Below are 26,450 nucleotides of genomic sequence, written 5' to 3'. Positions count from 1 at the left end.
GTGATTCTCCAGATTCTGTCAGCACCTGAATGTGCTTTCTGTTTACCGCTATTTTGCCACAACGCCGGGACGTTCTCCTAATCGCGAACGGTTAGCCGCGCGGAAAGCGCACAAACGATCTACTTTCCGCTATGATGTTCATCTACAAGGAGAAGGAGAGAAAATGCTGTTGATTGCCCGACGAACCGCTCTTGCGGCGGCGCTGCTGCTGGTCATGCCCCTCACGGTCTGGCTGTCTGGTTGGCTGTGGCAGCCAGGACTACCGGTGGCATGGCTGAAAAGCCTCTGGTGGGTGACGGAAACGGTGACCCAGCCGTGGGGAATCATCACCCATGTTGTGCTGTGCGCCTGGTTTCTCTGGTGCCTGCGCTTTCGCCTGCGCGCGGCGCTGATCCTGTTCCTCATTCTTGCCGCCGCCATCCTGGTGGGACAGGGGGCCAAATCCTGGGTCAAGGCGCGGGTTCAGGAGCCGAGACCGTTTGTCATCTGGCTGGAAAACACAAGGCAGGTGCCGGTGACGCAATTCTACGCGTTAAAGCGCAAAGAACGCGCTAAACTGGTGCATGAGCAGCTGGCGCAGGCGCAGGACATCCCGCCGTTTTTACGCAAACACTGGCAGAAAGAGACCGGGTTTGCCTTCCCGTCAGGCCATACGATGTTCGCCGCCAGCTGGGCGCTGCTCGCTGCCGGGCTGTTGTGGCCGCGTCGGCGCTGGGGCACGATCGCGGTGCTGCTGGCGTGGGCGACGGCAGTGATGGGCAGTCGCCTGGCGCTCGGCATGCACTGGCCGCTGGATCTTATTGTCGCCACGCTGATTTCCTGGGTGCTGGTCACGGTGGCCTGCTGGCTGACGCAGCGTCTTTGCGGGCCGCTCTCGCCGCCGGGGGAAGAGGCGCAGGATATTAAAAAACGGATGCCTGAAGCGGAATAATGTTGATTTTAGCGGCATCCGACCGCATATCCTGTAGAGTTGCCGTGCTTTTTCGTTCCACCGCTGCGGCGAAAATGATACTTTATAGGGCTGAAAGCGGGCTTTTTTCGCGCAACCCACAGAACGGGAAGTCATGTGAAATATTTACTCATTTTCTTACTGGTGTTAGCAATCTTCGTCATTTCAGTGACGCTGGGGGCGCAGAATGACCAACAGGTCACTTTCAACTATTTGCTCGCTCAGGGTGAATTCCGCATTTCGACGCTGCTGGCGGTGCTGTTTGCCGCAGGCTTTGCCATCGGCTGGCTGATCTGCGGCCTGTTCTGGCTGCGGGTGCGCGTCTCGCTGGCGCGCGCGGAGCGGAAAATTAAGCGCCTTGAGCACCAGATTGCCCCTGTCAGCCCGGCGGCTGTCGACGCAGGCGTGCCTGCGGTGAAGGAATAACCTCTTATGCTGGAGTTGTTGTTTCTGCTTTTACCCGTTGCCGCCGCCTACGGCTGGTACATGGGGCGCAGAAGTGCACAACAGTCCAAACAGGACGACGCGAGCCGCCTGTCACGGGATTACGTGGCGGGGGTGAACTTCCTGCTTAGCAACCAGCAGGATAAAGCCGTCGATCTGTTCCTTGATATGCTGAAAGAGGATACCGGCACCGTTGAGGCCCACCTGACGCTCGGCAACCTGTTCCGCTCGCGCGGTGAGGTAGACCGCGCGATCCGTATCCACCAGAGTCTGATGGAAAGCGCATCGTTAACCTACGATCAGCGCCTGTTGGCCGTCCAGCAGCTGGGGCGCGACTATATGGCCGCCGGGCTGTATGACCGTGCGGAAGACATGTTCAAACAGCTGGTGGATGAGACTGATTTTCGCCTCGGCGCGCTGCAGCAACTGCTGCAGATCTACCAGGCGACCAGCGACTGGCAGTCGGCGATTGAGGTGGCTGAGCGGCTGGTGAAGCTTGGCAAAGAGAAGCATCGTGGCGAAATCGCCAACTTCTGGTGCGAACTGGCCCTGCAGCAGATGGCGGCCAACGATCTGGATAAGGCGATGGCGCTGTTGAAGAAAGGCGCCGCCGCGGACCGCAACAGCGCCCGGGTGTCGATCATGATGGGTCGGGTGTGGATGGAGAAGGGCGACTACGCCAAAGCGGTGGAAAGCCTCGAGCGGGTTATCGATCAGGATAAAGAGCTGGTGGGTGAGACGCTGGAGATGCTGCAGACCTGCTATCAGCAGCTCGGCAAAGCCGATGAATGGGAAGTTTTCCTGCGCCGCTGCGTGGAGGAGAACGCCGGGGCGACCGCCGAACTGATGCTGGCGCAGATCCTTGAGCAGCGGGAAGGGGTCGAAGCGGCGCAAAACTACGTCACCCGGCAGCTGGAACGCCATCCCACCATGCGCGTCTTCCATAAGCTGATGGACTACCATCTCAATGAAGCGGAAGAAGGACGGGCGAAAGAAAGTCTTGGGGTGCTGCGAAACATGGTCGGCGAACAGGTGCGTAGCAAACCGCGCTACCGTTGCCAGAAATGCGGCTTTACCGCTCATACTCTCTACTGGCATTGTCCGTCCTGCCGCTCCTGGGCGACCATCAAACCTATTCGCGGCCTCGACGGCCAGTAAGGTCAAAAAAACAGACGCTTTAGTTACAACATACTTATCATTTCTTTCCCGTCGCCGCCTGCAGCCCCGGCATCGCCGTCGTCCGCGCAGGGCAAAACAGCAGCCTGTTATTTTGTTAGCTTCACAGGTAGAATGCTGCCCGTTTACCTTTTTTGCGCCCTCTGGCGCCCATCAACACTAAGGTCTGGTCATGACGTCAACAGCTATCCCATCTTCCCGCGCTGTCACTTCCTCTCCCGTTGTGGTTGCGCTTGACTATGATAATCGCGATAAAGCGCTGGCATTTGTCGACCGCATCGACCCGCGCGACTGCCGCCTGAAGGTGGGCAAAGAGATGTTCACCCTGCTGGGACCGCAGTTTGTCCGCGATCTGCATCAGCGTGGGTTTGAGGTGTTCCTGGACCTTAAGTTTCACGATATTCCCAACACCACCGCCCGCGCGGTGGCGGCGGCGGCCGAGCTTGGCGTATGGATGGTGAATGTCCATGCCTCCGGCGGCGCGCGGATGATGACCGCGGCACGCGAAGCGCTGCTGCCTTTTGGTCAAGACGCGCCGCTGCTCATCGCCGTCACCGTCCTTACCAGCATGGAGTCCAGCGATCTGCAGGATCTGGGCATTACCTTATCTCCGGCTGATTACGCGGCGAAGCTGGCGGCGCTGACCCAACGCTGCGGCTTCGACGGGGTGGTGTGTTCAGCTCAGGAGGCGGTACGCTTTAAGCATGAGCTGGGACAGGCGTTTAAGCTGGTCACCCCGGGTATCCGTCCGCAGGGCAGCGACGCTGGCGATCAGCGGCGGATCATGACGCCTGAGCAGGCTCAGGCGTCAGGGGTGGACTATATGGTCATTGGCCGCCCGGTTACCCAGTCGATCGATCCTGCCGCGACGCTGCGGGCGATCAACGATTCTCTGCGCAAGGGGGCATAATGAGCGATTCCAACAGCCGCCTGGTCTACTCCACCGAAACCGGGCGTATCGACGAGGCGAAACCGGCGCCGGTGCGCCCGAAAGGCGACGGCATAGTGCGGATCCAGCGCCAGACCAGCGGCCGCAAGGGCAAGGGCGTCTGTCTGATTAGCGGGATTGATGCCGACGATGCGGCACTCACTGCCCTGGCGGCGGAGCTGAAGAAGAAATGCGGCTGCGGCGGCGCGGTGAAAGAGGGTGTGATTGAGATCCAGGGCGACAAACGGGATTTACTTAAGGCGCTGCTAGAGGCGAAAGGGATGAAAGTGAAGTTAGCCGGCGGCTAATCGTTTTTTCAACCCTAATTAATGGCCAGGTGAAATAACAAGGCCGCGGTGAATGCCGCGGCCTTGAATGATTTAACGTGCGTAAGTCAATTCGTATGAATTATTCTTTTATTTCGTCAGGTAATTATATTATTTGCCGACCTGGTGACCAATAATACCACCGACTGCTGCGCCACCCAGGGTACCGAGTGCGCTACCGTCAGTTAACACCGCACCGCCGATGGCGCCGGCGCCTGCACCGATTGCAGTGTTACGATCGCGTTTAGACATGTTAGAGCAAGCGCTCAGAGACATTGCTACAGTGACAGCCAGAACAACAGCAGCCATTTTTTTGCTCGTTGAAGTCATCATTTTTTTCTCCTGAATAATCTATTCATGGATTACAGCGCTCCTTTAAGCATAGCCTGATAAAGCAGCTTTAGGGCAATTCCATGAAGTTAGGGTGCGCAGGTATCACGAAAATCACGCAGGTGATAGTCACTTCCTGTTATATCGCTAATAATAATTCTACTTTTTTTTAAATTTATCGTCAGGTAAAAAATCTTAATTACCGGCTCGGAATACTCTCAGAGCGTAATTTCGCCCCGTTCGGCGCGGTGGCAGGGCACGGGGCGGGTGGAATATCAGATGTACGGCACAATATCGACGGTCAGGCCGCTGCGCAACAACTGCTCACGGCAGTCGTTCGGCAGACGATCGTCGGTGATAACGCGATTAAAGCGGCCGGCTGGGCCAAGCGGATAGGGGTGCACCGCGCTGAATTTTGAGCTGTCGCTGAGGATAATCGCTTCGCAGTGCTTCTCCAGAACGGCGTTAACCACGTCCGCACGCATCATATCGCGGCCGGTAAAGCCGGTTTCCGCCTGCCAGCCATCGATCCCGATGAAGGCCTTACTGAAATGCACCTGTTGAATGAACTGGCGGGTCAGTGGGCCAACCATACTTTCACTGCGTTTCTGGTAAATCCCGCCCAGCAGGATCACCTCTCCCGGCGTCTCTTTCAGCAGATGGGCGATATAGCTGCTGACGGTGATGATGGTGATATCGCCGCGTTCAGCCAGGGTGCGCGCCAGCAGGGCGTTGCTGCTGCCGTTTTCGATAAATACCGTTTCGCCGGCATTCACCAGCGCCGCGGCGCGGCTGGCCAGTTCACGCTTAATGGCGAAATGGGTCATCATGCGGGTTTCGACATCTTCACTGTCCAATGGGACGGCGTAGCCATGGGTGCGGCGCAGATAGCTCTGCTTCTCCAGCAGGTTTAGATCCTGACGGATGGTAACCTCTGAGACACCGGTCATTTTCGCCAGATCGGCGACGCTCATGCGGCCTTTATCGATGACCACTTGCAAAATACTTTGTTGTCGGGCGTTCATAGCAACATCACTGTTAGGGGGCTATACGGCGAGCAACCGGTCAGCATCGCCGGTTGCGGCATGTGGGCGATAATCAGATTTCCCAGGGCGCTTTGGGTGGTTTGTTTTGCTCGGCGTCGTCTGCCGCCAGCGCCAGCAGTTCCGCTTTGAGGATTTCCAGATTATGGATCGCAGAGTGGTAATCACCGGCAACCAGAATATCCAGCACGGTATCGATACGTTGGGCGAGCAGGTGGGCATTCACATCTGACATGGCATTATCCTGGTAACAAAAACGAATGAAATCAATGATGCTAAAAATGGGTGAAAAAGAGAAGCGAAAAAAACGCACAACCTTAATCGTTGCGACGGAAATGACGGGACAGGGAGGAAAGAAGGAGCGGTTCCCGAAGGAACCGCTGTGAAGAGACGTCAGGCTGCCGGACGAGCAATGATGCTACGCGTTTCCATGCGGACTTCAGCGATAGTGACATCGATAACATCGGTCACTTTGTAGACCACTTCTCCCTTGATCTGCACGGTGCCGTTTTCCTGGCTGCAGACCAGTTCGTCGCGCACGGCGTGGAGGAACGGGGCCGGAATAAAGGCGACCGCGCCATTGTCCACCAGACGTACGCGCATTCCACCGCGGCTGATGTCGATGATCTCCGCCGCAAAGCGGGTGTCGGTACCGGCTTTATCGTTGAGGAAACGGGCATACAGCCAGTCGGCGACATCGCGTTCGGCCATGCGGTTGAGACGACGGCGCTCCGCCATCTGCACGGTGGCTTCATCCTGTGGGCGCGCAATGGTTTCGCCTTTGATGATGGCCTTCAGCAGACGGTGGTTGATCATGTCGCCATACTTACGGATCGGCGAGGTCCAGGTGGCGTAGGCCTCAAGACCAAGACCAAAGTGGGGGCCCGGCTCGGTGCTGATTTCAGCAAACGACTGGAAACGACGTATGCGGCTGTCGAGGAAACCGGTCGGCTGAGCGTCCAGTTCGCGGCGCAGCTTGCAGAAACCTTCCAGGGTGAGCACTTCCGTCGGATCAACGTGTACGTCGTGGGTCTTCAGCAGGGCCGCCAGCTGTTCGGTATTCGCCGGGTCGAAGCCGGTGTGGACGTTATAAACGCCGAAGCCAAGCTTGTCGCGCAGCACGCGGGCGGCACAGATGTTGGCGGCGATCATCGACTCTTCGACAATACGGTTGGCAATACGACGCGGCTCCGCGACGATGTCCAGCACTTCGCCTTTTTCGCCGAGGACGAAACGGTAATCCGGGCGGTCTTTAAACACCAGCGCGTGGGTCTGACGCCATTCGCTGCGGCGCTGACACACGTCCTTCAGCAGCGTAATTTGCTGCGCGATCGCCTCGCTGCCCGGCTGCCAGCTGCCGCGGCCTTCCAGCCAGTCAGAGACATCGTCATAGGCCAGTTTGGCTTTTGATTCGATGGTAGCGGCAAAGAACTCGATATTGTCTTCGATGGTGCCATCGGCCGCCAGAGTCATCCGGCAGGCCAGCACCGGGCGCACTTCATTGGCACGCAGGGAACACAGGTCGTCTGACAGTTCGCGCGGCAGCATCGGGATGTTGAAGCCCGGCAGATAGTTGGTAAAGGCGCGTACTTTTGCGGCGTTATCCAGCTTGCTGCCTTCGGCAATCCACGCGGTCGGGTCAGCGATCGCCACCGTCAGCAACAGTTTGCCGTCGGCGCCAGATTCGACATACAGCGCATCGTCCATATCTTCGGTACTGGCGCTGTCAATGGTGACGAAGTCGAGGGCGGTCAAATCGCGGCGAGTCAGCCCTTCGTCAAGCATCTCGGTGGCGACGCCGTCCGGTGCCTCTTTCTCAAGATTATGGCGCGCCAGCGTCACCCACCACGGGACGAAGTGATCGTCGCTGAAGGTGATGAACTGGGTCAGCTCCGCGTAAAATCCGCGGTCGCCTTTTAATGGATGACGGCGCATTTCTGCGACGGCCCAGTCACCCTGTTTGAAATCATGCTCAACGCCACGGGCGGCGCGGCAGGGAATGGCGTCTTTCAGCAGCGGATGGTCAGGAACGATAGCGAGGCGATCGTCTTTCTTCTGGACTTTACCGACGAAACGGGTCAGGAAGGGCTCAACCAGCGATTCCGGTTCGGCGCTTTCGCGTTCTTTTTCAGAATGGATCACCGCAACGATACGGTCGCCATGCATCACTTTTTTCATCTGCGGCGGCGGAATGAAGTAGCTCTTCTGAGCGTCCACTTCGAGGAAGCCAAAGCCCTTTTCCGTGCCCTTAACGACCCCTTCCGCGCGCGGCGTCTGGGAATGCAGTTGCTGTTTAAGCTGCGCTAGCAGCGGGTTATCCTGAAACATAATTAGGTATTTTCGTGGCTAAAAGAGCGGCTGACATTTTTACGCGATTATGCCTGTCGCAGCAAGCGCTGTTTCAGCAATTTACGTCTGCTGACGCACATAGCCGAGGGCGATTTTCAGACGATTCATCCAGCCGCATAGTCCGCTCCAGGTTAACAGATCGATCGCCTGTTCCGCCGAGAGTCCATATTCGCCGAGGGGTGTTAACTGGGCGGCGCTAAACCGGTCCGGGGAGCGGGTTAACAACTGTACCGCGGTAACGAGCGCGCGCGACCGCGGATGCTGCCCAAGCCAGCGATGGAGAGCCTGATCGCCCTCGCGCAAATGGCTGCCGAACGCTTCATCACCGTGCCAGTGGGAGTGCCAGGCGTCAAAACAGGTGGCGCTGCCATTGGTGCGCGCGGTGAGTAAGGCGACCTGCGGGCCAAAGGTACCGTTGCCGCTGAGCTGGCGTAACAGCGTCTCCAGAGGCGCCATCAGCTGCGGGTCGCAGGCCAGCAACGGAGCCAGCGGGCCCAGGCCGGGCAGTGACTGCCAGCTGGCGATACGCCGCTGGCGCTCGTCATCGGCATACTGCAGATCGGGATCCTCAATGTCGGTTACCCACTCTCCAGGTGGGTTGACGAACAGGTCGGCGGGCGCCTCCTCTTGCTGCGGCATTCCGGGGATCCAGCGCACCGGGAAGCCCTGGGCCGCCTGCAGCACGGCAATCGCCCGCGCCTGGAAGCCGACGAAACCGATAATCTGGTTGATCAGGATAATATCCCGACTGGTCAGGCCCACTTCGTCCAGCTGGCTGCGGGAAAGGGCGTTAATGACGGAGGGTGAACCGGCGAGCTGACGAGCGTATTGGGTGATCTGCGCCAGACGACGGTTGCTCTCGCGCGAAGAGTCGGGCCCCGGCAGGGGCGCCAGGCGGGCGGCATAGTGGTTACACAGCCGCTGGACGCCGTAGACCTGGGCGACGGTGAGCGCAGTGCTCAGGCGATCGTAGGCGGTAAAGGTTTGCAGGCGGCTCACCGCCACCTGGTCGGGAAACAGCCGCTCGGCCAGCTGGCGCGCGGGGCGTAGCCAGCCTGCGTGGGCGTGTAGCCAGGCGTCCGGCAGCGTCAGGTCCAGCAAAAAGCGGTCTTCAACATGGGCGGCTTCAGGGACGAGCGGCAGGACATCCACCGGGCAGATTGTTGACTGGGTTTCGTGATACCAGTGGTTTTTGCCATTCACGCGGCGTGGCTCCATGGGCTTTCCTTGTTCGGTATGTGGCGAACCGCCGTTCCGCGGATCGTTTATGCAGAACTATCCTGGCGTAACCCGGAAGCAGGAGAAAATATTGATACGTGCTAACAAATAGCCGATTGGAATAACAGGGGGTGCACAAGGCCTCGGAAGGGAGAGCCCTCCTCACCGGGGCGAGGAGGGTAAGGAACTTATTTCAGTTCCAGCTCGTTCATGGCGGCGATGCTGAACCCGCCATCAACGTGAACGACTTCACCGGAGATACCCGCAGACAGGTTGGAGCACAGGAAGGCTGCGCTGTTACCCACGTCTTCAATGGTGACGGTGCGACGGATCGGGGTGACCGCTTCGCAGTGCGCCAGCATTTTACGGAAATCTTTGATACCGGACGCGGCCAGGGTACGGATCGGACCGGCGGAGATAGCGTTGACGCGAACGCCTTCCGGACCCATCGCGTTCGCCATATAGCGCACGTTAGCTTCCAGAGAGGCTTTCGCCAGACCCATGACGTTGTAGTTCGGGATCGCGCGCTCGGCGCCCAGGTAGGAGAGCGTCAGCAGAGCAGAGCCCGGGTTCAGCATTGTGCGGCAGGCTTTGGCCATCGCCACGAAGCTGTAGGCGCTGATGTCGTGCGCGATTTTGAAACCTTCGCGGGTGACCGCGTTGACGTAGTCGCCGTCTAACTGGTCAGCCGGGGCATAACCGATAGAGTGGACGAAACCATCGAATTTTGGCCAGACTTTTTCCAGCTCGGCGAACAGCGCGGTGATGCTCTCGTCTTCAGCAACGTCGCACGGCAGCACAATGTCAGAACCCAGCGCGGCAGCAAACTCTTCAACGCGACCTTTCAGTTTTTCATTCTGATAGGTGAATGCCAGTTCCGCGCCTTCGCGGTGCATTGCCTGCGCAATACCGTAGGCGATGGACAGTTTGCTGGCGACGCCAGTGATCAAAATGCGCTTACCGGAAAGAAAACCCATAGCTTTAATCCTTATCGTTATTGCTTATTTTTACTTTAACAATCATAACGTTAACATTGTTATTTCAAAATAACTCAAATTTAGCCAGGAATTATATCCCACTGACGACCCCTTGTGTCACGATATTTTTCAGCCGGCCCGCGCCGCGCGGGGCAAAAGCCGATCGTGATGGCTCAAGTATACCCTTTTCTCAGCTGATTATTTGAGCGCAATCGTTGCCAGCAGGAGGCGCCCATCGGCACCGAGAGGCCGCAGCTCGCCCGGGGCGTTGCCGCGCCAGCAGAGACCGCTGCCGGCGGCGCAGCGCCGCCCGGCCAGATCCCACTCCCCCTGCAGCACATAAGCGACGCCTTCGGTGGCCGCTCGCTGCCGGTCGCTCACCACTTCAACCTTCGCTGAGGCTCGACCCCGCTGGGTCATGACATTGAAGTCCAGTCCAGGCTCAACGATCCCGACGCTGGACAGCACGCACTCGCCGGGGAATGCCCACGGCTGCCAGAGCGCCAGCGGATGGTCGATCTCCTCCCCGCGCAGCCGTAGCGGTCGCCCCGCCAGCAAGACGATCGTCCGGTCGACCCCGGGGAAGGGGGAGAAAGGGCCATCGGCCTGCAGGGTGGCAATGCTCGCGCGCCAGAGAAAAGGGGCATCTACGGAAGGAACGGCGATAATTTCGCGCGTGGCGCCGGCACCGTTCTTCCACGGCGTGACGGGTAAAGTAGCGTAATCAAAATACGTGATCATAGTTTGCTCGGCGGAAATCTGGAGTGGATAGTATTTGTTACACGCTTGTCTCAATGTGCTTACAAATTATTTACAACAGGGCTCACAAATCCATCATTGAGCGCGTGTGCGGGTTTGTCAATGCTTGTATATACATGAGCAGTCATCTGCGAATTATCTTATCGCCGTGACCAGAGCCATCATGACAAAACGCGATCGGGAGAATGAAAATGCAACAGCGTATTACTTTCCGCCAGGCCTGCCTGGTCACCCTGTTTTCGGGGCTACTGCTGTCTGGTGGCTCAACATACGCTAAAGAGTGGAAATCGATCACCATCGCTACGGAAGGCGGCTATGAGCCCTGGAATCTGACGCTTCCCGGAGGGAAACTCAGCGGCTTCGAGCCCGAGCTAATGGCGAATTTATGCCAGCGAATGCAGATCGAATGCAAACTGGTGGTGCAGAACTGGGATGGCATGATTGCCGGACTTAACGCCGGAAAATATGACGTGATCATGGATGCTATCGTCGTCACCCCAGAGCGTTCGAAGGTAGTGGCCTTTACCCAGGCATACGCTGCCACGCCGGCCTCTTTCATTGCGGTAAAAGGGTCGCTGCTACCGCCGTCCCCGGCGGTCAAACTTCATGATGATGAGAAAGAGATTCAGGCGGCGATTGCGCCTCTGCGCGCGGCGTTGAAAGGGAAAACCATCGGCATCGCTTCCGGTACCGTCTACACCCCGTTTATTGATAAGTATTTCAAGGATATCGCTGACGTCCGGGAATATAACAACTCAGCGGATGCGATCCTCGACCTGCAGGCTGAGCGCATCGATGCGGTGTTTGATGATATTACCTTTGCCAACACCACCCTGTCGCGTCCGGAGAATAGCAATCTGGCATTGAGCGGTCCGCTGATGAGCGGCCCAATCTGGGGAGGCGGTGAGGCGATGGGTGTGCGCCTTACCGATACCGATCTCAAAGCGAAACTGGATAGCGCCATTCAGGCGGCGCTGGCCGATGGGACGGTAAAAAAACTGAGTGAGAAATGGTTTAAAAGCGACGTGACTCCCTGAGCGAGGCAACCATGTTAAATCTTCTGAGTTTGGGTGAAAACGGGTGGGGGACGCTGATCCTCAGCGCAACGCTGACCACGTTGCTGCTGTCGCTTGCAGCGCTGGCCGTCGGTGCGGGCGTGGGCGGCGTCATCGCCGCCGCGAAATTGTCCCGGCACGCGCCAGCGCGCTGGTTCGGCGCCGCCTGGTCGGTGGTATTCCGCGGTATCCCTGAATTACTGGTGATCTATCTGTTCTATTTTGGCGGCTCAGGGATGATTTCATGGCTGGGTCGCCTGTTTGGCGCAGACGGCTTTATTGAGGTGCCGCCATTTCTGATTGGCGCCCTGGCGATTGGTTTGATCTCCTCCTCGTATCAGGCGGAAGTCTACCGTGCTGCTCGCCTGGCGTTGATGCCCGGTGAAGTGGAGGCAGCTACCGCCATTGGCATGCCGCGCTGGCGGATCCTGCAGCGCATCCTGCTGCCGCAGATTGTCCGTTATTCGCTGCCGGGGTTGTCCAACGTCTGGCAGATGAGCCTCAAAGATTCGGCGCTGGTATCAGTGACCGGGATGGTTGAATTGATGCGCGCCAGCCAGATTGCCGCTGGCTCTACCCGCGATTATTTCCTGTTCTATCTCATCGGCGGCGGTTGCTATTTGATCCTGACGCTGCTCTCTAACCGCGCGTTTACCCGGGCGGAGAGCCATCTGAACCGCGCCTGGCTGCGTCGCAGCGCCGCGCAGGCGTAAGGAGCCCGTATGATTATCGATTTTGCCTTCCTCGGTGAGACGTTGTTGAAACTCGGCGCGGCGCTGCCGGTGACGCTGGGGCTCTTTATCTGCTCTTTTATGCTTGGCGGCGTGCTGGCCCTTGGCGTTCTGGCGCTGCGAATGAGCCGCTGGCCGCTGGCAAGCGGCTTCGCCAAAGGCTATATCCTGATCTTTCGCGGCTCGCCATTGCTGATCCAGTTGTTTCTCATTTATTACGGGCTGGGTCAGTTTGGGGTGATCCGCCACAGTTTCCTGTGGCCGCTGCTGCGCGAACCCTTCATCTGCGCCGTGCTGGCGCTGGCGCTCTGTACGGCGGCCTATACCGCGGAAATTCTGCGCGGCGGGTTGCTGGCGATACCGCCGGGTCAGATTGAAGCCGGCCAGGCTTGCGGTATGTCGCGCTGGCTGCTGCTGCGGCGGATCATTGCCCCGGTGATGCTGCGCTATGCGCTGCCAGCCTACTCCACGGAGGCCATTTTGTTGGTCAAGTCGACGGCGCTGGCAAGCCTGGTGACCGTCTGGGACGTCACGGGGGTGGCCCAACAGATTATTCAGCGTACCTACCGGACGATGGAGGTATTTCTCTGCGCGGCGGCCATCTACCTGCTGCTCAATTTCATCATTGTGCAGTTGTACGCCCTGCTTGAACGGCGTTTAACCCCGCATACCCGGCCAAATCCGGCGACCGTGTCGCTCAAGCCGATAACCAAAGGAGAGTAAGATGCTCGATTCACGTCCGGTGACCTTATCGGTCAGCGATATTCATAAGTCCTTTGGCTCCCTGGATGTTCTGAAGGGGATCACCATCCAGGCGCAGCAGGGCGATGTTATTTCGATCCTTGGCGCCAGCGGCTCCGGTAAAAGTACGCTGCTGCGCTGCATTAACCTGCTGGAAACGCCCGATGCCGGAGTGGTCAGCGTCGGCGGGGAGACGATTGAAATGAAACACCACGCTCGCGGGCATCGGCTGGCGGCGAATCCCCGGCAGATAGAACGCCTGCGCTCGCGGCTGGGGATGGTCTTCCAAAGTTTTAACCTGTGGTCGCATATGACGGTTCTGCAGAATGTCATTGAGGGGCCGCATTATGTGCTCAAACGCGATAAACGGACCTGCATTGAACAGGCCGAGCAGCTGCTGGAGCGGGTGGGGATGTTGAACCGAAAGGATTTTTATCCGGCGCAGCTCTCCGGCGGCCAGCAGCAGCGCGTGGCGATAGCCCGCGCGCTGGCGATGGAGCCGGACGTCATGCTCTTTGATGAACCCACCTCAGCGCTGGATCCTGAACTGGTCGGCGAGGTGCTAAAGGTGATGCGCAGCCTGGCGGAGGAGGGACGGACGATGCTGGTGGTCACCCACGAGCTGGGATTCGCCCGCCATGTCTCCAACCGGGTGGTCTTTATGCACCAGGGGACGATTGACTGCGACGGCGCGCCTGAGGCGCTGTTTGGCAGCCAGGGATCCGCGCGCTTTAAGCAATTTATCTCCAGCCATCAACAGCCAGGACAGGTCGTATGAAAATGATCCAGTGGGGCGATGCGCCGATACGCTGGCAGGAGGTGGCTTGCGTCGCCCGGGGCGAGGCGACCTTGAGCCTCAGCGACAGCGCCTGGGCGCGTATCGCGCAAGGACGGGCGATCGTCCAGCATATCGTTAAAGCCGGCCAGGTAGCCTATGGGATCAATACCGGGCTGGGGGCGCTGTGCAATATTACGCTGCCGGAAGCGCAGCTGCACCAGCTGTCGCGCAATACGTTGCTCAGCCATGCCTGCGGGGTGGGACCGTTGCTGGAGGTCGCCCCAACCCGGGCAATTATGTGCGCCGCGGTGGCCAATTTCAGCCACGGTAAATCCGGGATCTCCGCCGGGATAGTGCAGCAGCTGTTGGCGTTTTTGCAGCATGGCGTCACCCCTCAGGTGCCCTCCCAGGGGTCAGTTGGCTATTTAACGCATATGGCGCATATTGGCCTGGCCCTGATGGGGGTTGGCGATGTGCTGTGGCAGGGGCGAACGTGGCCTGCGGCAGAGGTCCTGTCGCAGCTGAATCTGCAGCCCATCGCGCCGGGAGCGAAAGAGGGGCTGAGTCTGGTCAACGGTACGCCGTGCATGACCGGTCTGGCCTGTCTGGCGTTAGACGACGCCGAGCGCTTAATGGACTGGGCCGATGTAACCGGCGCGATGAGCTTTGAAGCGCTGCGCGGCCAGCTTGTGGCATTCGATGCCGAGATCCTGGCGCTGAAAGCCAGCCCCGGTATCCAGACCAGCGGCCAGCGGCTGCGTGAGCTGCTGGCGGACAGCCCTCTGCTGGCCGAAAGTCAAGGACTTCGCACCCAGGATGCGCTAAGCCTTCGCTCGATGCCTCAGGTGCATGGCGCTTGCCGCGATCAGTTTAGCCACGCGCAGACGCAGATAAATATCGAACTCAACGCCTGTACCGATAATCCGCTGATCCTGGGGACCGTTGAGCAGTGGCGGGTGGTCTCCCAGGCGCATCCGCACGGCGAATCAGTGGCAATGGCCTGCGATTTGCTGGCCATTGCCATGGCAGAGCTGGGCGCTATCGCTGAACGACGCCTTGACCGGCTGGTGAATCCTCTGGTGAGCGGGCTGCCGGCGTTCCTGGTCGCCCGACCGGGCGTGAATTCAGGGATGATGATTGCCCAGTACGTCGCCGCGTCGTTGTGCGCGGAAAACAAGCAGCTGGCGCAGCCGGCGGTGCTGGATAATTTTGTTACCTCGGCGTTGCAGGAGGATCATTTAAGTCTGGGCACCAGCGCTGCGCTGAAACTGCAGCGCCTGCTGGGCAACCTCTATCAGATCCTCGGCATCGAATATTTACTCGCCGCCCAGGGGCTCGATTTTCACGAGCCGCAGAAGCTGGCCGCGGGCACGCGCCGGGCGCGAGACCTGCTGCGCGAAAGCGTGCCTGGCTGGGAGGACGATCGTTGGCTGGCGCCGGACATTGCCAGCGCGGTGGCCATCCTTAAGCGAACCGCTGGCCACGCGCCGGCGTGAGGTCAGCGGGCGAGGTGAATGAGACGACGCTATTTGCCGTCTTTGCGCCAGGCGTCGGCGGTGAGAGCCTCACCGAAATGGCCGGCAATCAGACGTCGGGTCAGGTCGTGCAGCGGTGAGGCCAGCACATCGGCGGTGCTGCCGCGCTCAACCACTTCCCCGTTATGCATCACCAGCACCTGATCGCTGATGTGCTTCATCATGCCCAGGTGCTGGGTGACATAGATGTAGGAGATGCCCTGTTTCTCCTGCAGCTCCAGCATCAGGTTGATGAGCTGGGAGCGCATCGACATATCCAGCGAGGCCAGCGCCTCATCGCAGACGATGACCTTCGGGCGCAGGATCAGCGCCCGGGCGAGGCCAAGACGCTGCTTCTGACCCGGGGCCAGCATATGGGGATAGTAGCTGACGTGGTCCGGCAGCAGGCCGACCATGCGCAGGGTGTCGATGATCTGCTTCTGTCGCGCTTCGGCGTCGAGATCGGTATTCAGCCGCAGCGGAAAATCGAGGATCTGCGAGATGCGCTGGCGCGGGTTTAGCGACGTCGACGGATCCTGAAAGATCATGCGAATTTTCTGGCTGCGGTAGGAGTAATCTCCGAAGGTCAACGGATGGTCGTCGATCAGCACCTCGCCGCTGGTGGGCTCCACCATACCCGCCAGCATCTTCGCGAGGGTGGATTTTCCGGAGCCATTCTCGCCGATAATCGCCAGCGTCTGCCGTTCGCGCAGGGTAAAACTCAGCGGCTTAACCGCCTCCACCGTCTGGCGGTGAAACCAGCCGGTGCGGTAGCGAAAGGTCTTACTGAGTTGGCGCACTTCCAGCAATGTTTCGACCATTTCACTCTTTCTCCATGTTCAGCGGGAAATGACAGGCGTACAGGTGATTGCGCACTCCGGTAAGACGCGGCGTTTCAATACACTCGCGCTGGGCGTACGGGCAGCGGGGCCCCAGCCGGCAGCCGATGGGCAGCTGCTCCAGCAGCGGGATCGCCCCCGGCAGGGTGTTGAGGCGGCTTTTATGCGGCATGGCGCTGCCAAAATCCGGGATAGCGCGGATTAACGCCTGGGTGTAGGGGTGATGCGGCAGGGTGATCAGCTCTTCGCTGGGCCCGCTCTCCACCGTCTGCCCGCAGTACATGACGTTGATTTTATCCGCCCATTTGCTGAGCATCTGCAGGTCGTGGCTGATCAGCAAAATGGTGGTGTTGTTGTTCTGGTTGAGCCGCGTCAGCAGGCGGATAATCTGCGCCTGAGTCGTTGGCTCCATGGCGTTGGTCGGCTCATCGGCGATCAGCAGGCGCGGCTGGTTGGCCAGGGCGATGGCAATCATCACCTTCTGGCACTCGCCTTCGGTCAGCTGATAGGGGAAGCTGCGCATGGCGTCTTTGTGATCTTTAATCCCGACGCGGTGCAACAGCTCGATGGCCCGCCGCTTGCGCCAGCCCAGTCGCTGCCACCAGCGCCCTTTGTAAGTCCAGCCGGGAATACTCTGGATCAGCTGCTGGCCGATGCGCTCAGAGGGATCGAGGCACGACTGCGGCTCCTGGAATATCATCGACACGTTGTGGCCGATCAGTTTTCGGCGCTCGCGGTTCGACAGCCGCAGCAGGTCGATGTCGTCGAAGCGCATGCGGTCGGCCGTGACCCGCCAGTTGTCCTTTGTCACGCCGCAGATAGCTTTGGCGATCAGGCTCTTCCCGGAGCCGGATTCCCCGACCAGGCCACGGATTTCGCCTTCGGTCAGGGTCAGGCTGACGCGATCGACGGCTTTCACCCAGCCTTCGTTGGTTTTAAATTCGATGGTTAAGTGACGAATATCGAGTAACGGCATTATTCTACCCCGGCAATGATCGCCCGGCGAATACCGTCGCCCAGCAGGTTGACCAGCAGTACGCTGAGCATAATCGCGGCCCCGGGCAGCATCACGGTCCACGGCGCAACATAGATAAGCTCCAGCGCATCGCCCAGCATCGCCCCCCATTCCGGCGAAGGCAGCTGAGCGCCGAGGTCAAGAAAGCCCAGCGCGGCGATATCCAGAATAGCCATCGACAGGGCGCGGGTGATCTCGGTCACCAGGCCGGAGGCGATATTGGGCAGAATGGCGAACAACAGAATATTCAGCGTCGACGCCCCGTCGAGGCGGGCGGCGATGATGTACTCTTTCTCCAGCTCATCGTGGACCATGCTGTAGACGGAACGCACCATCCGCGGCAGCAGCGCCAGCCAGACGGCAAACATCGCATGGCTGAGGTGCGGCCCGGCAAAGGCGACGACGATGATGGCCAGCAGCAGGGAGGGGATGGAGAGCAGGGTATCGAGGATATGGTTCATCACCGCCGAGCGCAGGCCGTGGGTCGACCCGGCAATGACGCCCAGCACCAGGCCAAACAGCGTGGCGCCGAGGGTGACGACAAAAGCGCCGCCGACGGTCGGCGCCGCGCCGCTCAGCAGCCGGCTGAGCACATCGCGCCCCAGGTCATCGGTCCCGAGGAAGAAAGAGACTTCGCCATAGCGCGACCACGATGGCGGCAGCAGCTGGTAGCCGAGGAACTGCTGGTCGATGCCGTAGGGGGCGAACCAGCCGCCGAAGACGCAGAGCAGCAGCAGCCCCGCGCAGCCGTACAGGCCGATCATCGCCGTGGTGTCGCCATAGAATTTACGCCATACGGTGCGCAGCGCGCCGGGCGGACGCTTTTCCAGATAAACGCTATCGTAGGGCATACCATTCCTTATGTTTCAGTGGGTTAGCCATGGCACCGAGAATATCGGAAATCACGTTGACAATAATCACCAGCGCGCCAATCACCATTACTCCGGCGGAGATCGCCGCGTAGTCCTGCTGACGAATGGCGTTGATCAGCCAGCGGCCCAGTCCGGGCCAGCTGAACACCATCTCGGTGATCATCGCCAGGGTGAGCATGGTGGAAAACTGCAGGCCGAGGCGCGGGATCACCGGCGGCAGGGCGTTGTGCAGCACGTGGCGCAGTAGAATTTTGCGTCGCGACACGCCGCGGGTGGCGGCCGCCTTGACGTAGTTGGTGTCATAGACCTCGCTGGTGCTAATGCGCATCAGGCGGATCACTTCGGTAGTAGGGGCTACCGCCAGGGTCAGCACCGGCAGCACCATATGCCGGGCGGCGCTGACGATCATCTCATGGCGCCACGGTGAGTCCGAAAGCCAGGCGTCGATCAGCGCGAAACCGGTGACGTTTTTCACCTCATACAGCAGGTCGAAGCGGCCGGAGACCGGAAGCCAGCCGAGGGTCAGGGAGAAGAAGAGGGTCAGGAGCAGCGCGAGCCAGAAGACCGGGATCGAAAAACCGACCAGCGCAACGGCGCTGATCAGGGTATCGGGCCATTTGTTGCGCATCACGCCGGCAATCATCCCCACCGGAATGCCAATCAGCAGGGCAAAGCCGAAGGCGAGGATGCACAGCTCCATGGTCGCCGGGAACACCTCGCGCAACTGCTCGGAAATCAGCTGGCCGTTGATGCTGGAGACGCCAAAATCCCAGTGTAGTACCCCTTCAAACCAGAACAGCCACGCATTCCACAGGGTCGCGCCCTGCAGCGGGGCATGGGGGGTGAAGTAGCTCAGGCTGAAGCCGACAAAGGTCAGAAAAAAGAGGGTGACCAACAGCAGCAGCAGACGGCGCAGGGTAAAAATAATCATGGTTTTTTCACCTCTTCGGTTTTCTCCCGCGATACGCCAGCGAAGGAAGCGTTACCGAAGGGGCTAAGCACCAGACCTTTCATATCATAGCGATAGGCCTGCAACCGCAGCGACGAGGCCAGCGGCAGGACCGGCAGTTCACGGGCGAGGATGCGCTGGGCCTCTTTGTAAGCGTCCATCCGCGAGGAGAGCTGTTGCGAGAGCAGCGCTTTTTGCAGCACGTCATCAAATTCCCGGTTACACCAGTGGGCAAAGTTGGTTTGCGAGGCGATCGCCGCGCAGCTCAGCAGCGGCCGGAAAAAACTGTCCGGATCGTTACTGTCCGTCGCCCAGCCGGAGAGCGTCAGGTCATGGTTCATGTCCATCAGCCGCGCCTCCTGGAAGCGCCCCTCCACCGGCATGATGATTACTTTGACGCCAATCTGCGCCATATCTGCCTGGATCAGCTCGGCTGTTTTCAACGGGCTGGGGTTCCACGCCTGCGAGCTGGTGGGAACCCACAGCTTGAGGGTGAGATTTTCCAGCCCCAGCGCCTTCAGACGAGCACGAGCCTCCTGGGGATTATATTCGGTAATCTTAGCGTCGTTATCGTAGGCCCAGGAGGCGCGCGGCAGCATCGACGCCGCCGTCTCCGCGGTGCCGTAGTAGATGGATTGCATCAGGCGCTGGTTGTTGATGGCCAGCGCCAGCGCGTGGCGTACCTCCGGGTTGTCCAGCGGCGGCTTGGCGGTGTTGAAGGCCAGCCAGGCAATGTTCATCCCCGGACGCAGCGTCAGGCGCAGGCGCGGGTCGTCACGCAGGATCGTCAACTGGCTGGCGGCCGGCCAGGCCAGCACGTCGCATTCGCCGGTCAGCAGTTTTGACAGGCGGCCGGTACCGCCGGAGCCGAGGTCGACCACCACCTGCGGCATCAACGGTTTGCCGCGCCAGTAGCCGGGGTGGCGCTGAAGGCGAACATACTGTCCGGAGCGGTACTCGGACAACTGGAACGGGCCGGTGCCCACCGGCTGGCGATCGAGCTGTTCCTGACGATCGTCCTGCGTTAAGCGGGCGGCATATTCGGCGGAGGTAATCGACGCATAGTGGGTGGCAAGATGCCAGAGGAATGAGGCATCCGGCCGCTTGAGGCGAAATTCCACGGTCTGATTATCGAGCTTGCGGACGCTTTCCACGCTGTCGGCAAACTGCAGGCTGTCGAAGTAGGGGAAGCTGCTGCCGTTGACGTTGTGCCAAGGGTGATCGCGGTTAAAGATGCGGCCAAAGGTAAAGATCACGTCATCGGCGTTGAAATCCCGCGTCGGGGAGAACCATGCCGTGCGTTGAAACGGGACGTGGCGGCGCAGGTGAAAACGGTAGGTGGCGCCGTTATCAAGGACTTCCCAGCTCTCCGCCAGCTCGGGGACCAGCCGATAGGTATAAGGGTCGACGTCAAGCAGGCGATCGTAGATCTGCGCAGCCAGCGTATCGACGATCAGTCCGCTGCTCACTTTCTGCGGATTAAAGGTATTCACCTGGCCGCTGACGCAATAGACGAAACCGCTGTCGCGAATATCGGCGCGGTCGGGGAGCGCAGGGGCGGCAAAAGCCTGCCCACACAGCAGGGAAACCGCTGCCAGGAGAGATGACAATTTCAGGCGCATATTTTCTGTTTGATTATAGAGTTGAACTCTATCTTATTAAGATTCATAGACATTCACCACCGCCTTCAACAAGCCTGAGGGATAATGCGGTTACCGGGGGCGTATAGTATTCAGTCAATTGATTAAAATAGTCGCGGAACCGAGTCTGTATAATGAAACATGGTAACTTTTTATCGCCGATATCGCCAGTCAGCTCTGTTTGGCCGCGGTTGACCGGACGGTGGAAGCGACGCTAACGCCGAGGATAAATTCAGTATAGCGGGGAGAAAGCAGATGGTCCGACGGGCGGCTAACCCTACCCGTCGGGTGTAATAAAGGAGCGGAACGTCTTTGCTTATTGTGACAACGTCACTTTTTGGTAATCCATATTCCGTAAGTCCTCCAGCAGCCCGGGGCCGACCGGCTGCCACTGCAATCGCTCGCGGGTCCATGCCGAGCTGGCGCGCAGCTCAAGGGTGGTAAAGGGGGCAAACCAGCCGAACCAGGCGTCGGCCTGCGTCTCATCCAACTGGGTCAGCGGCAGATTTAAACCCCGGGCGATGACTGCGGCGATCTCTCGTAACGCGATCCCCTCTTCAGCCACCGCATGGTAGCGTTCGCCCGCAGCGCCCTGCAGCAGGGCGCTGACGTACAGGCGCGCGACGTCATCGACATGGGCGGCGGACCAGCGGTTGTTCCCCTCGCCGCGCAAGGCCACCGCGCCGCTGGCGACCGCGCGCTCGATATAGCAGGTCAGCAGCCCCTGGCGCACGGTGTCATGCACCTGCGGCAGGCGAACCACCCGGACGTCCACTCCCGCCTCCAGCAGCTGCTGGCCGGCGAGCTCTGAAGCGGTGCGCGGGCTGGGGTGCGCTGCGTTAAAGCACGACTCGCGGGCCGGGGCGCCGCTCCCGTCGTCGCCCATCAGCGTGCCGGAGGTGATGACCAGCGGCCGCTCGCTGCCGCGCAGCGCCTGGCCCATGGTCAGGATCGCCTGGCGGTCTTTCTCGCAGTTGGCGGCAAAGCGGCTGAAGTCGTGGTCGAAAGCGGTATGGATCACCGCGTCGGCGCGCTCGACGCCCGCCAGCAGCGAATCGGGGGCATCCAGCGTGCCGCGATGCACCTCGACGCCTGCCGCTTCCAGGGCCTGCGCCGTAGCGTCGCTGCGCGCGAGGCCGATAACCTGATGACCCGACGCCTGCAGCGCCGGAAGAATACGCGAGCCGATAAATCCGCTCGCGCCGGTAAGAAATATACGCATCATGAACCTCCTGAACGGGTTTACAGGCGTATCCTACCCACGATGTCATACTATAAAAGTAGAGACATTATCGGGGTATAAATTCTAACAGGCAGACTCACAGGCAGATGATGAACACTTTTGACAATCATGCTTTAGGTGATTTTCTCCGCGCCAGGCGTCAGCGTCTCGACCCGGCGACGTTTGGCTTCCCGGCGGGACGCCGGCGCACGCCGGGCCTGCGTCGTGAAGAGGTCGCCCAGCTGGCCAGCATCAGCCCGACCTGGTATACCTGGCTTGAACAGGGCCGCGGCGGGGCGCCTTCCCGCGAGGTGCTGGAGCGGATCGCCCGCGGTCTGCGGCTGACCACCCCGGAGCGCGAACATCTGTTTATTCTCGCCTTCGGCCATCCGCCGCAGACCCGTTTGACGGTCACGGATGATATGACGCCGCGGCTGCAGCGGGTGCTTGACGCCTTCACCATTCCGGCGATTATCCGTACCGCCAGCTGGGACGTGATCGCCTGGAACACGGCGGCGGCCAGGGTGCTGACCGACTACGGCCAGCTGCCGCTGGCGGAGCGCAACGTGCTGCGCCGCCTGTTTACCCGGCCTGAGGCCCGCTGCACCCTGGAGGACTGGCAGACGGTTGGGCAGCTTATCGTTAACGCCTTTCGCGCCGACGTCACGCGAATGGGCGCCACGAAAGAAACTGACCAGTTGATCGCGGAGCTCAGCCAGCAAAGCGTCGAGTTCGCCCGTTTCTGGCAAAGCCATGACGTCGCCGGCCACGGCGAAGGCTATAAGCGCATTAACCACCCGCAGATGGGCCCGCTCGATCTGGAGTTCACCTCTTTTGCCGTGGAAGGCCGCCCCGATCTGTCGCTGCTGGTTTTCAACCCGGCGACGACGGAGAGCCAGCGCAAAATTCACGGTTTGCTTCAGGCGTCAGGATCCTCGCCGGGGGAGAGCTGAGGGGTAAATTCGTACAGCGCCAGTGCGTTGCTCTCCAGCGAGTCGACCCGCAGCCAGTGGCCATCGAGCCGGGCCTCCTCCACGCTGAGCGCCGGACGAGCCTGATGCATCAGCCATTGATAATCTTCGGCGTCGGGGCCGCTGCGGCTGCGAAAGGCGTCCACCAGCGGGAACAGCGCGCCGTGGTGCTGATCGAACAGGTGCTGTTTGACGCGCCAGCGGCCCTTGAGCCCCTGCAGCCGCACACTGTACGGCTGGCTGAAGCGTTGAATAAAAGCCGCTTCGCTGGAGAGCCAGGGGTTGTAGACCACCGTATTGCGCAGCAGTAGCTGGTAGTGCCCCTGATGATGGAGCAGCAGCAGGTTTTTGTCGTGGAACAGGATCTCGCCGCGCAGCCGTCGCCAGAGCCACAGCACCCAGTAAACCGGGCGCGGCAGCCCGTGCAGATAGTGCAGCGCCAGGCTTGAGGTATCCAGCTTGCCGTTGGCGCGGGCTTCGCCCTGAAGGCCGGAATTTAACCAGAAGCCCGCCAGCCAGACCTGGTCAGCGACCCCCAGCAGATTATCCATCAACAGCGCGCCGCGAAAAAAGCGCCCGTTAGTGTCCCGCGTATCGCCGGTCAGCGTATTCCACGAGAGCAGCCATAGCGGCAGGTTGAGCTGCCGTTGACGCAGGGCGCTGTGGATCTGCCGCAGCTTATGCGCCGGATAGTGCTCGCTGGAGGCCAGACTGCTGCTGTCCGCCTGGGCCAGATCGAGCTGTTCGTTGGCATCCGCCTGGCAGGCGAGAAAATCGGCTTCCGCCAGCAGCGGCGAGTGGAACAGGGGATCGTCCCCGGGTGCGCTGGCGGCAAAGCGGTGCCAGATCCCCAGCTGCGGCTGGGGCAGAAGACGGTGAAGAACCTCGCGCTGCTGCCGCCAGGCGGCCTGGCGAGCCGCTTCGCTCGCCTGCGGCGACCAGTGCCAGACAAAGCGCCAACTGCTGAGCGTCGCCGGCGGAAAATGGTTGGCAGCGAGTTGCAGGAAGCGCTGCAGCAGGTCGCTGCGAGTGGTGACCCCGGTATGCAGGATCACCTGCCAGCCCATCACCGCCAGCCAGCTGAAGATCTGCTGCAGGTTGTACCAGCAGGCGTAGCCAGCCATCTGCGGATCGTCCCAGCCGGTGCCGAACAGGCGGCTGCTGAGAAAGGCGTCGTTGATATCGATGGCATACACAGGCAGGACGCGGTGCAACTGCTCCAGCTCGCGGCGCACGTCCTCCCGCAGCAGATCGTCCAGCTCGCGCACGGTCACCACCATCCGGGTATGGCGCAGCACTGCGGCGCGCGCCGGTCGCTGGTGCAGGTTGATCTCCCGGGTTTGCGGCGGATTGATCAGCAGCGGCTGGCTCTCCCTGTCGGGTGGTTCCGGCTCATTAAGGCGGGCGTAGAGCCGGTCCACGGCCACCGGCTGCCAGCGATCTCCCTGCGGCGGGCGCGGTCGGCCAGGCTCCCGGGGGGACTGCTCGCGATACTGGCGCGGCGTCACGCCATGGTGGCGCTTAAACAGATCGCTCATCATTCGCGTGCTGGCGAACCCCTGTTCGCGGGCAATTTGCTGAACGGGTTTGCGGGTGGTTAACAGCTGGTCGGCGGCGTGGCGCAGGCGCAGCGCGGTGAGGTACTGAACAAAACTGACCCCAACCTCCTTGTGAAACAGGCGTGACAGCCAGGCCTCGGAGACAAACTCTGCGGCCGCCACCTCCTGTAAAGAGAGACGGCGCTGATAGTTGGCGTCGATCCGCGCCACCACGCTGGCTATCCTCCGGCTCCATTTTTCTGAATCGCGCCGCGGCGTGGAGACGATGGGCTGGCTGAAGCGCGTGGCCAGCAGCAGCGCTATCTCGCTCAACCAGCGGTTGGCCTCCAGCCGGTAATGGCCGGGATGATTGACCAGGCCGCTCACCAGCAGCTGGCGCATCAGGCGGCGCAGGCCGTCATCGGCATCCCGGGTGCGCGGCGATATCTGGTAGTCGACGGCAAAAAAAGTGGTGTCGAGGCGGGCCAGCCAGCTGGCGGCGAGGGTCAGGATCATCACCGCGTTGCCCCCGGCGCTGCGCAGGCTCCAGCGACGGTTGCGGTTAACGATCGCCAGCTCGTCGACGGCAAGCTGCTGCGGTGCACCTTCCGCCTCCGTTAGATTTACGCTCCCTTCCAGCACCCACAGCAGCGTCAGCAAATCGCTTTCCGGCTGGCTCAGCTGACGCACATCGCGCACGGTGACGCTAAAGTCGCCTGAATGCTGCTCCACATGGCTCTCCTCTGTCGACAAAAAGCAACCGGTTGTTTTTTGTCATAACCGATATGTATGAAAAACACTCATTGATTTCTCGTCAATATAAAACAAAAAACCGCGCCTGAAAGCTGTTTCACCCGCATAAACTCGAAAGTGTCGTGCAAACACAACACAGGAATAAAAAAAATGACACATCCGTTGCTTGAAGCCTTGCAGGTCAACGAGGCGCAATTTATTGCCTTACGTCGCCGGTTCCACCAGCAGCCGGAGATCGGCTTTGAAGAGCATCAGACCAGCAGCGAGGTCGCCCGACTGCTTGGCGAGTGGGGATACGAGGTTCACCGCGGCCTGGCGGGCACCGGAGTGGTGGGCACGCTGCGCGTCGGCCACGGAAAAAAACGCCTCGGCCTGCGGGCCGATATGGATGCGCTGCCGATGCAGGAGCGGAGCGGGAAGCCGTGGGCAAGCCAGGTCGAAGGGCGCTTTCACGGCTGCGGCCATGACGGGCACACCACTACGCTGCTCTACGCGGCTGAATATCTGGCGCGCACACGCCAGTTTAACGGGACGCTGCAGCTGATTTTCCAGCCTGCGGAAGAGTTACTGTACGGTGGGCGGGTAATGGTCGAGGACGGTCTGTTTGACCAGTTTCCCTGCGACGCCATCTTCGGCCTGCACAATATGCCGGGTCAGCCGCTGGGTAAAATCGGCCTGCGCGACGGGGCGATGATGGCCTCCTCCGATACGCTGCATATTGAAGTGAAGGGCGTTGGCGGCCACGGCGCGGTGCCGGAGCATACGGTGGATGCCACGCTGGTGGCCTGCCATATTACCCTCGCGCTGCAGTCCATCGTCTCGCGCAATATCACCCCGTTTGAGCCGGCGGTGGTGACCGTCGGCAGCATCCAGGCCGGACATGCGCCCAATATCATTAACGATCACGTGCTGATGAAGCTCACGGTGCGCACCCTCAATGAGCAGGTACGTGAAACCGTGCTGCAGCGGATCCATGACATTGCCGTGGCCCAGGCGGAGAGCTTCAACGCCACGGCCACGCTGACCCACGTCAACGGCAGCCCGGTATTGCGTAACGATCCGGCGGCAAACGCTATGGTGCGGGAGGTGGCGACAGTGCTGTTTGGCGCAGAGCAGGTGGGCGAGGTGAAGCCGTTTATGGGCAGTGAAGATTTCGCTTTCATGCTGGAGCAGCACCCCCACGGCAGTTATTTCACTATCGGCGCTGGCGACGAGCCGGATCGCTGCATGGTGCATAACCCGGGCTATGACTTCAACGACGCGCTGTTGCTGACCGGCGCGGCGCTGTGGTGCGGCCTGACGGAACACTATCTGCGTTAATCACCGGAAACGG

At 60.3% G+C, this 26,450-nt stretch carries 26 protein-coding genes; 12 read left to right on the top strand and 14 right to left on the bottom strand.

Translation table 11 applies throughout. The features are described 5' to 3' along the window. The first annotated feature begins 163 nt into the window (after nucleotides 1-163). From pgpB to yciH, 5 genes are all read left to right on the top strand, one after another. Nucleotides 164-931, top strand: a complete 768-nt coding sequence (gene pgpB, locus ACLH1I_RS11800) for a phosphatidylglycerophosphatase B (protein ID WP_004203878.1) — start codon at nucleotides 164-166, stop codon at nucleotides 929-931. A gap of 135 nt (nucleotides 932-1,066) precedes the next feature. Then, a complete protein-coding gene (locus ACLH1I_RS11795; protein ID WP_002901780.1) occupies nucleotides 1,067-1,375 on the top strand; it encodes a LapA family protein in 309 nt (102 codons plus the stop codon). A gap of 6 nt (nucleotides 1,376-1,381) precedes the next feature. After that, nucleotides 1,382-2,551, top strand: a complete 1,170-nt coding sequence (gene lapB / locus ACLH1I_RS11790) for a lipopolysaccharide assembly protein LapB (RefSeq protein WP_004203879.1) — start codon at nucleotides 1,382-1,384, stop codon at nucleotides 2,549-2,551. A gap of 190 nt (nucleotides 2,552-2,741) precedes the next feature. After that, the gene (gene pyrF / locus ACLH1I_RS11785; protein WP_198079775.1) at nucleotides 2,742-3,479 is read left to right on the top strand and encodes an orotidine-5'-phosphate decarboxylase; all 738 of its coding nucleotides are present in this window, start codon (nucleotides 2,742-2,744) and stop codon (nucleotides 3,477-3,479) included. Further along, nucleotides 3,479-3,805: a stress response translation initiation inhibitor YciH gene (yciH, locus tag ACLH1I_RS11780; RefSeq protein ID WP_004203881.1), complete on the top strand. Its 327-nt coding sequence runs from the start codon at nucleotides 3,479-3,481 to the stop codon at nucleotides 3,803-3,805. Before pyrF ends, yciH begins: the two co-directional genes overlap by 1 nt. A 129-nt stretch (nucleotides 3,806-3,934) precedes the next feature. Here yciH and osmB read toward each other — a convergent pair whose 3' ends face one another. From osmB to ACLH1I_RS11745, 7 genes are all read right to left on the bottom strand, one after another. Beyond that, nucleotides 3,935-4,153: an osmotically-inducible lipoprotein OsmB gene (gene osmB, locus ACLH1I_RS11775; RefSeq protein WP_002901783.1), complete on the bottom strand. Its 219-nt coding sequence runs from the start codon at nucleotides 4,151-4,153 to the stop codon at nucleotides 3,935-3,937. A 275-nt stretch (nucleotides 4,154-4,428) separates the two neighbouring features. Continuing rightward, entirely contained in the window at nucleotides 4,429-5,178 is a 750-nt protein-coding gene (locus ACLH1I_RS11770) for a DNA-binding transcriptional regulator YciT (protein ID WP_004203882.1), read from the bottom strand. 73 nt (nucleotides 5,179-5,251) lie between these two features. Next, nucleotides 5,252-5,431, bottom strand: a complete 180-nt coding sequence (locus ACLH1I_RS11765) for a hypothetical protein (protein WP_004203883.1) — start codon at nucleotides 5,429-5,431, stop codon at nucleotides 5,252-5,254. Between the two features lie 158 nt (nucleotides 5,432-5,589). Continuing rightward, nucleotides 5,590-7,524, bottom strand: coding sequence for an exoribonuclease II (locus ACLH1I_RS11760; protein WP_004203886.1), 1,935 nt, complete (start codon nucleotides 7,522-7,524; stop codon nucleotides 5,590-5,592). An 81-nt stretch (nucleotides 7,525-7,605) separates the two neighbouring features. After that, the gene (locus tag ACLH1I_RS11755; protein ID WP_048323912.1) at nucleotides 7,606-8,763 is read right to left on the bottom strand and encodes a CMD domain-containing protein; all 1,158 of its coding nucleotides are present in this window, start codon (nucleotides 8,761-8,763) and stop codon (nucleotides 7,606-7,608) included. A gap of 188 nt (nucleotides 8,764-8,951) precedes the next feature. Beyond that, nucleotides 8,952-9,740, bottom strand: coding sequence for an enoyl-ACP reductase FabI (fabI, locus tag ACLH1I_RS11750; protein WP_048323914.1), 789 nt, complete (start codon nucleotides 9,738-9,740; stop codon nucleotides 8,952-8,954). Between the two features lie 198 nt (nucleotides 9,741-9,938). Next, nucleotides 9,939-10,481: a HutD family protein gene (locus ACLH1I_RS11745; RefSeq protein ID WP_004203889.1), complete on the bottom strand. Its 543-nt coding sequence runs from the start codon at nucleotides 10,479-10,481 to the stop codon at nucleotides 9,939-9,941. Nucleotides 10,482-10,690: 209 nt separating this feature from the next. Here ACLH1I_RS11745 and ACLH1I_RS11740 point away from each other — a divergent pair, with 209 nt between their 5' ends. From ACLH1I_RS11740 to hutH, 5 genes are read left to right on the top strand one after another with little or no spacing between them, the layout of a single operon-like run. Further along, a complete protein-coding gene (locus ACLH1I_RS11740; protein WP_004203890.1) occupies nucleotides 10,691-11,536 on the top strand; it encodes a transporter substrate-binding domain-containing protein in 846 nt (281 codons plus the stop codon). A gap of 11 nt (nucleotides 11,537-11,547) precedes the next feature. Continuing rightward, nucleotides 11,548-12,267, top strand: a complete 720-nt coding sequence (locus tag ACLH1I_RS11735; RefSeq protein ID WP_004203892.1) for an ABC transporter permease — start codon at nucleotides 11,548-11,550, stop codon at nucleotides 12,265-12,267. Nucleotides 12,268-12,276: 9 nt separating this feature from the next. Then, nucleotides 12,277-13,008: an ABC transporter permease gene (locus ACLH1I_RS11730; RefSeq protein WP_004203893.1), complete on the top strand. Its 732-nt coding sequence runs from the start codon at nucleotides 12,277-12,279 to the stop codon at nucleotides 13,006-13,008. Between the two features lies 1 nt (nucleotide 13,009). Continuing rightward, complete coding sequence (locus tag ACLH1I_RS11725) at nucleotides 13,010-13,804, top strand: ABC transporter ATP-binding protein (protein WP_017900863.1); 795 nt, start codon at nucleotides 13,010-13,012, stop codon at nucleotides 13,802-13,804. Next, nucleotides 13,801-15,300, top strand: a complete 1,500-nt coding sequence (gene hutH, locus ACLH1I_RS11720; RefSeq protein ID WP_023318042.1) for a histidine ammonia-lyase — start codon at nucleotides 13,801-13,803, stop codon at nucleotides 15,298-15,300. The genes ACLH1I_RS11725 and hutH overlap by 4 nt, the downstream gene beginning before the upstream one ends. A 29-nt stretch (nucleotides 15,301-15,329) precedes the next feature. Here hutH and sapF read toward each other — a convergent pair whose 3' ends face one another. From sapF to ACLH1I_RS11690, 6 genes are all read right to left on the bottom strand, one after another. Continuing rightward, entirely contained in the window at nucleotides 15,330-16,139 is an 810-nt protein-coding gene (gene sapF, locus ACLH1I_RS11715; RefSeq protein WP_004203898.1) for a putrescine export ABC transporter ATP-binding protein SapF, read from the bottom strand. Between the two features lies 1 nt (nucleotide 16,140). Continuing rightward, nucleotides 16,141-17,133: a putrescine export ABC transporter ATP-binding protein SapD gene (gene sapD, locus ACLH1I_RS11710; protein WP_004203899.1), complete on the bottom strand. Its 993-nt coding sequence runs from the start codon at nucleotides 17,131-17,133 to the stop codon at nucleotides 16,141-16,143. Next, nucleotides 17,133-18,023: a putrescine export ABC transporter permease SapC gene (sapC, locus tag ACLH1I_RS11705; RefSeq protein ID WP_004151901.1), complete on the bottom strand. Its 891-nt coding sequence runs from the start codon at nucleotides 18,021-18,023 to the stop codon at nucleotides 17,133-17,135. The genes sapD and sapC overlap by 1 nt, the downstream gene beginning before the upstream one ends. Continuing rightward, nucleotides 18,010-18,975 carry a putrescine export ABC transporter permease SapB gene (gene sapB / locus ACLH1I_RS11700; protein WP_017900865.1) on the bottom strand — a complete coding sequence of 322 codons (966 nt, stop codon included), beginning with the start codon at nucleotides 18,973-18,975 and terminating at the stop codon, nucleotides 18,010-18,012. Before sapB ends, sapC begins: the two co-directional genes overlap by 14 nt. Continuing rightward, nucleotides 18,972-20,615, bottom strand: coding sequence for an ABC transporter substrate-binding protein SapA (sapA, locus tag ACLH1I_RS11695; protein WP_032455881.1), 1,644 nt, complete (start codon nucleotides 20,613-20,615; stop codon nucleotides 18,972-18,974). The genes sapB and sapA overlap by 4 nt, the downstream gene beginning before the upstream one ends. Nucleotides 20,616-20,949: 334 nt before the next feature. Next, complete coding sequence (locus ACLH1I_RS11690; protein WP_074404055.1) at nucleotides 20,950-21,858, bottom strand: SDR family oxidoreductase; 909 nt, start codon at nucleotides 21,856-21,858, stop codon at nucleotides 20,950-20,952. Between the two features lie 107 nt (nucleotides 21,859-21,965). Between ACLH1I_RS11690 and ACLH1I_RS11685 the strand changes: the two genes are divergently transcribed. Then, the gene (locus tag ACLH1I_RS11685; RefSeq protein WP_064187333.1) at nucleotides 21,966-22,808 is read left to right on the top strand and encodes a helix-turn-helix transcriptional regulator; all 843 of its coding nucleotides are present in this window, start codon (nucleotides 21,966-21,968) and stop codon (nucleotides 22,806-22,808) included. On the opposite strand, the gene ACLH1I_RS11680 is transcribed toward ACLH1I_RS11685, so the two are convergent. Further along, the gene (locus ACLH1I_RS11680) at nucleotides 22,775-25,096 is read right to left on the bottom strand and encodes a helix-turn-helix domain-containing protein (protein ID WP_032455884.1); all 2,322 of its coding nucleotides are present in this window, start codon (nucleotides 25,094-25,096) and stop codon (nucleotides 22,775-22,777) included. The two genes, ACLH1I_RS11685 and ACLH1I_RS11680, sit on opposite strands and share 34 nt — an antisense overlap. A gap of 171 nt (nucleotides 25,097-25,267) precedes the next feature. Between ACLH1I_RS11680 and ACLH1I_RS11675 the strand changes: the two genes are divergently transcribed. Further along, nucleotides 25,268-26,437, top strand: a complete 1,170-nt coding sequence (locus ACLH1I_RS11675; protein WP_064794785.1) for a M20 aminoacylase family protein — start codon at nucleotides 25,268-25,270, stop codon at nucleotides 26,435-26,437. Nucleotides 26,438-26,450 lie beyond the last annotated feature (13 nt).

Origin of the sequence: Klebsiella sp. 1SOBk10mer, from assembly GCF_046602535.1 — a bacterium.
GTDB classification, from domain to species: domain Bacteria; phylum Pseudomonadota; class Gammaproteobacteria; order Enterobacterales; family Enterobacteriaceae; genus Klebsiella; species Klebsiella quasipneumoniae.
This window is presented reverse-complemented; position numbering and strand designations above follow the sequence as displayed.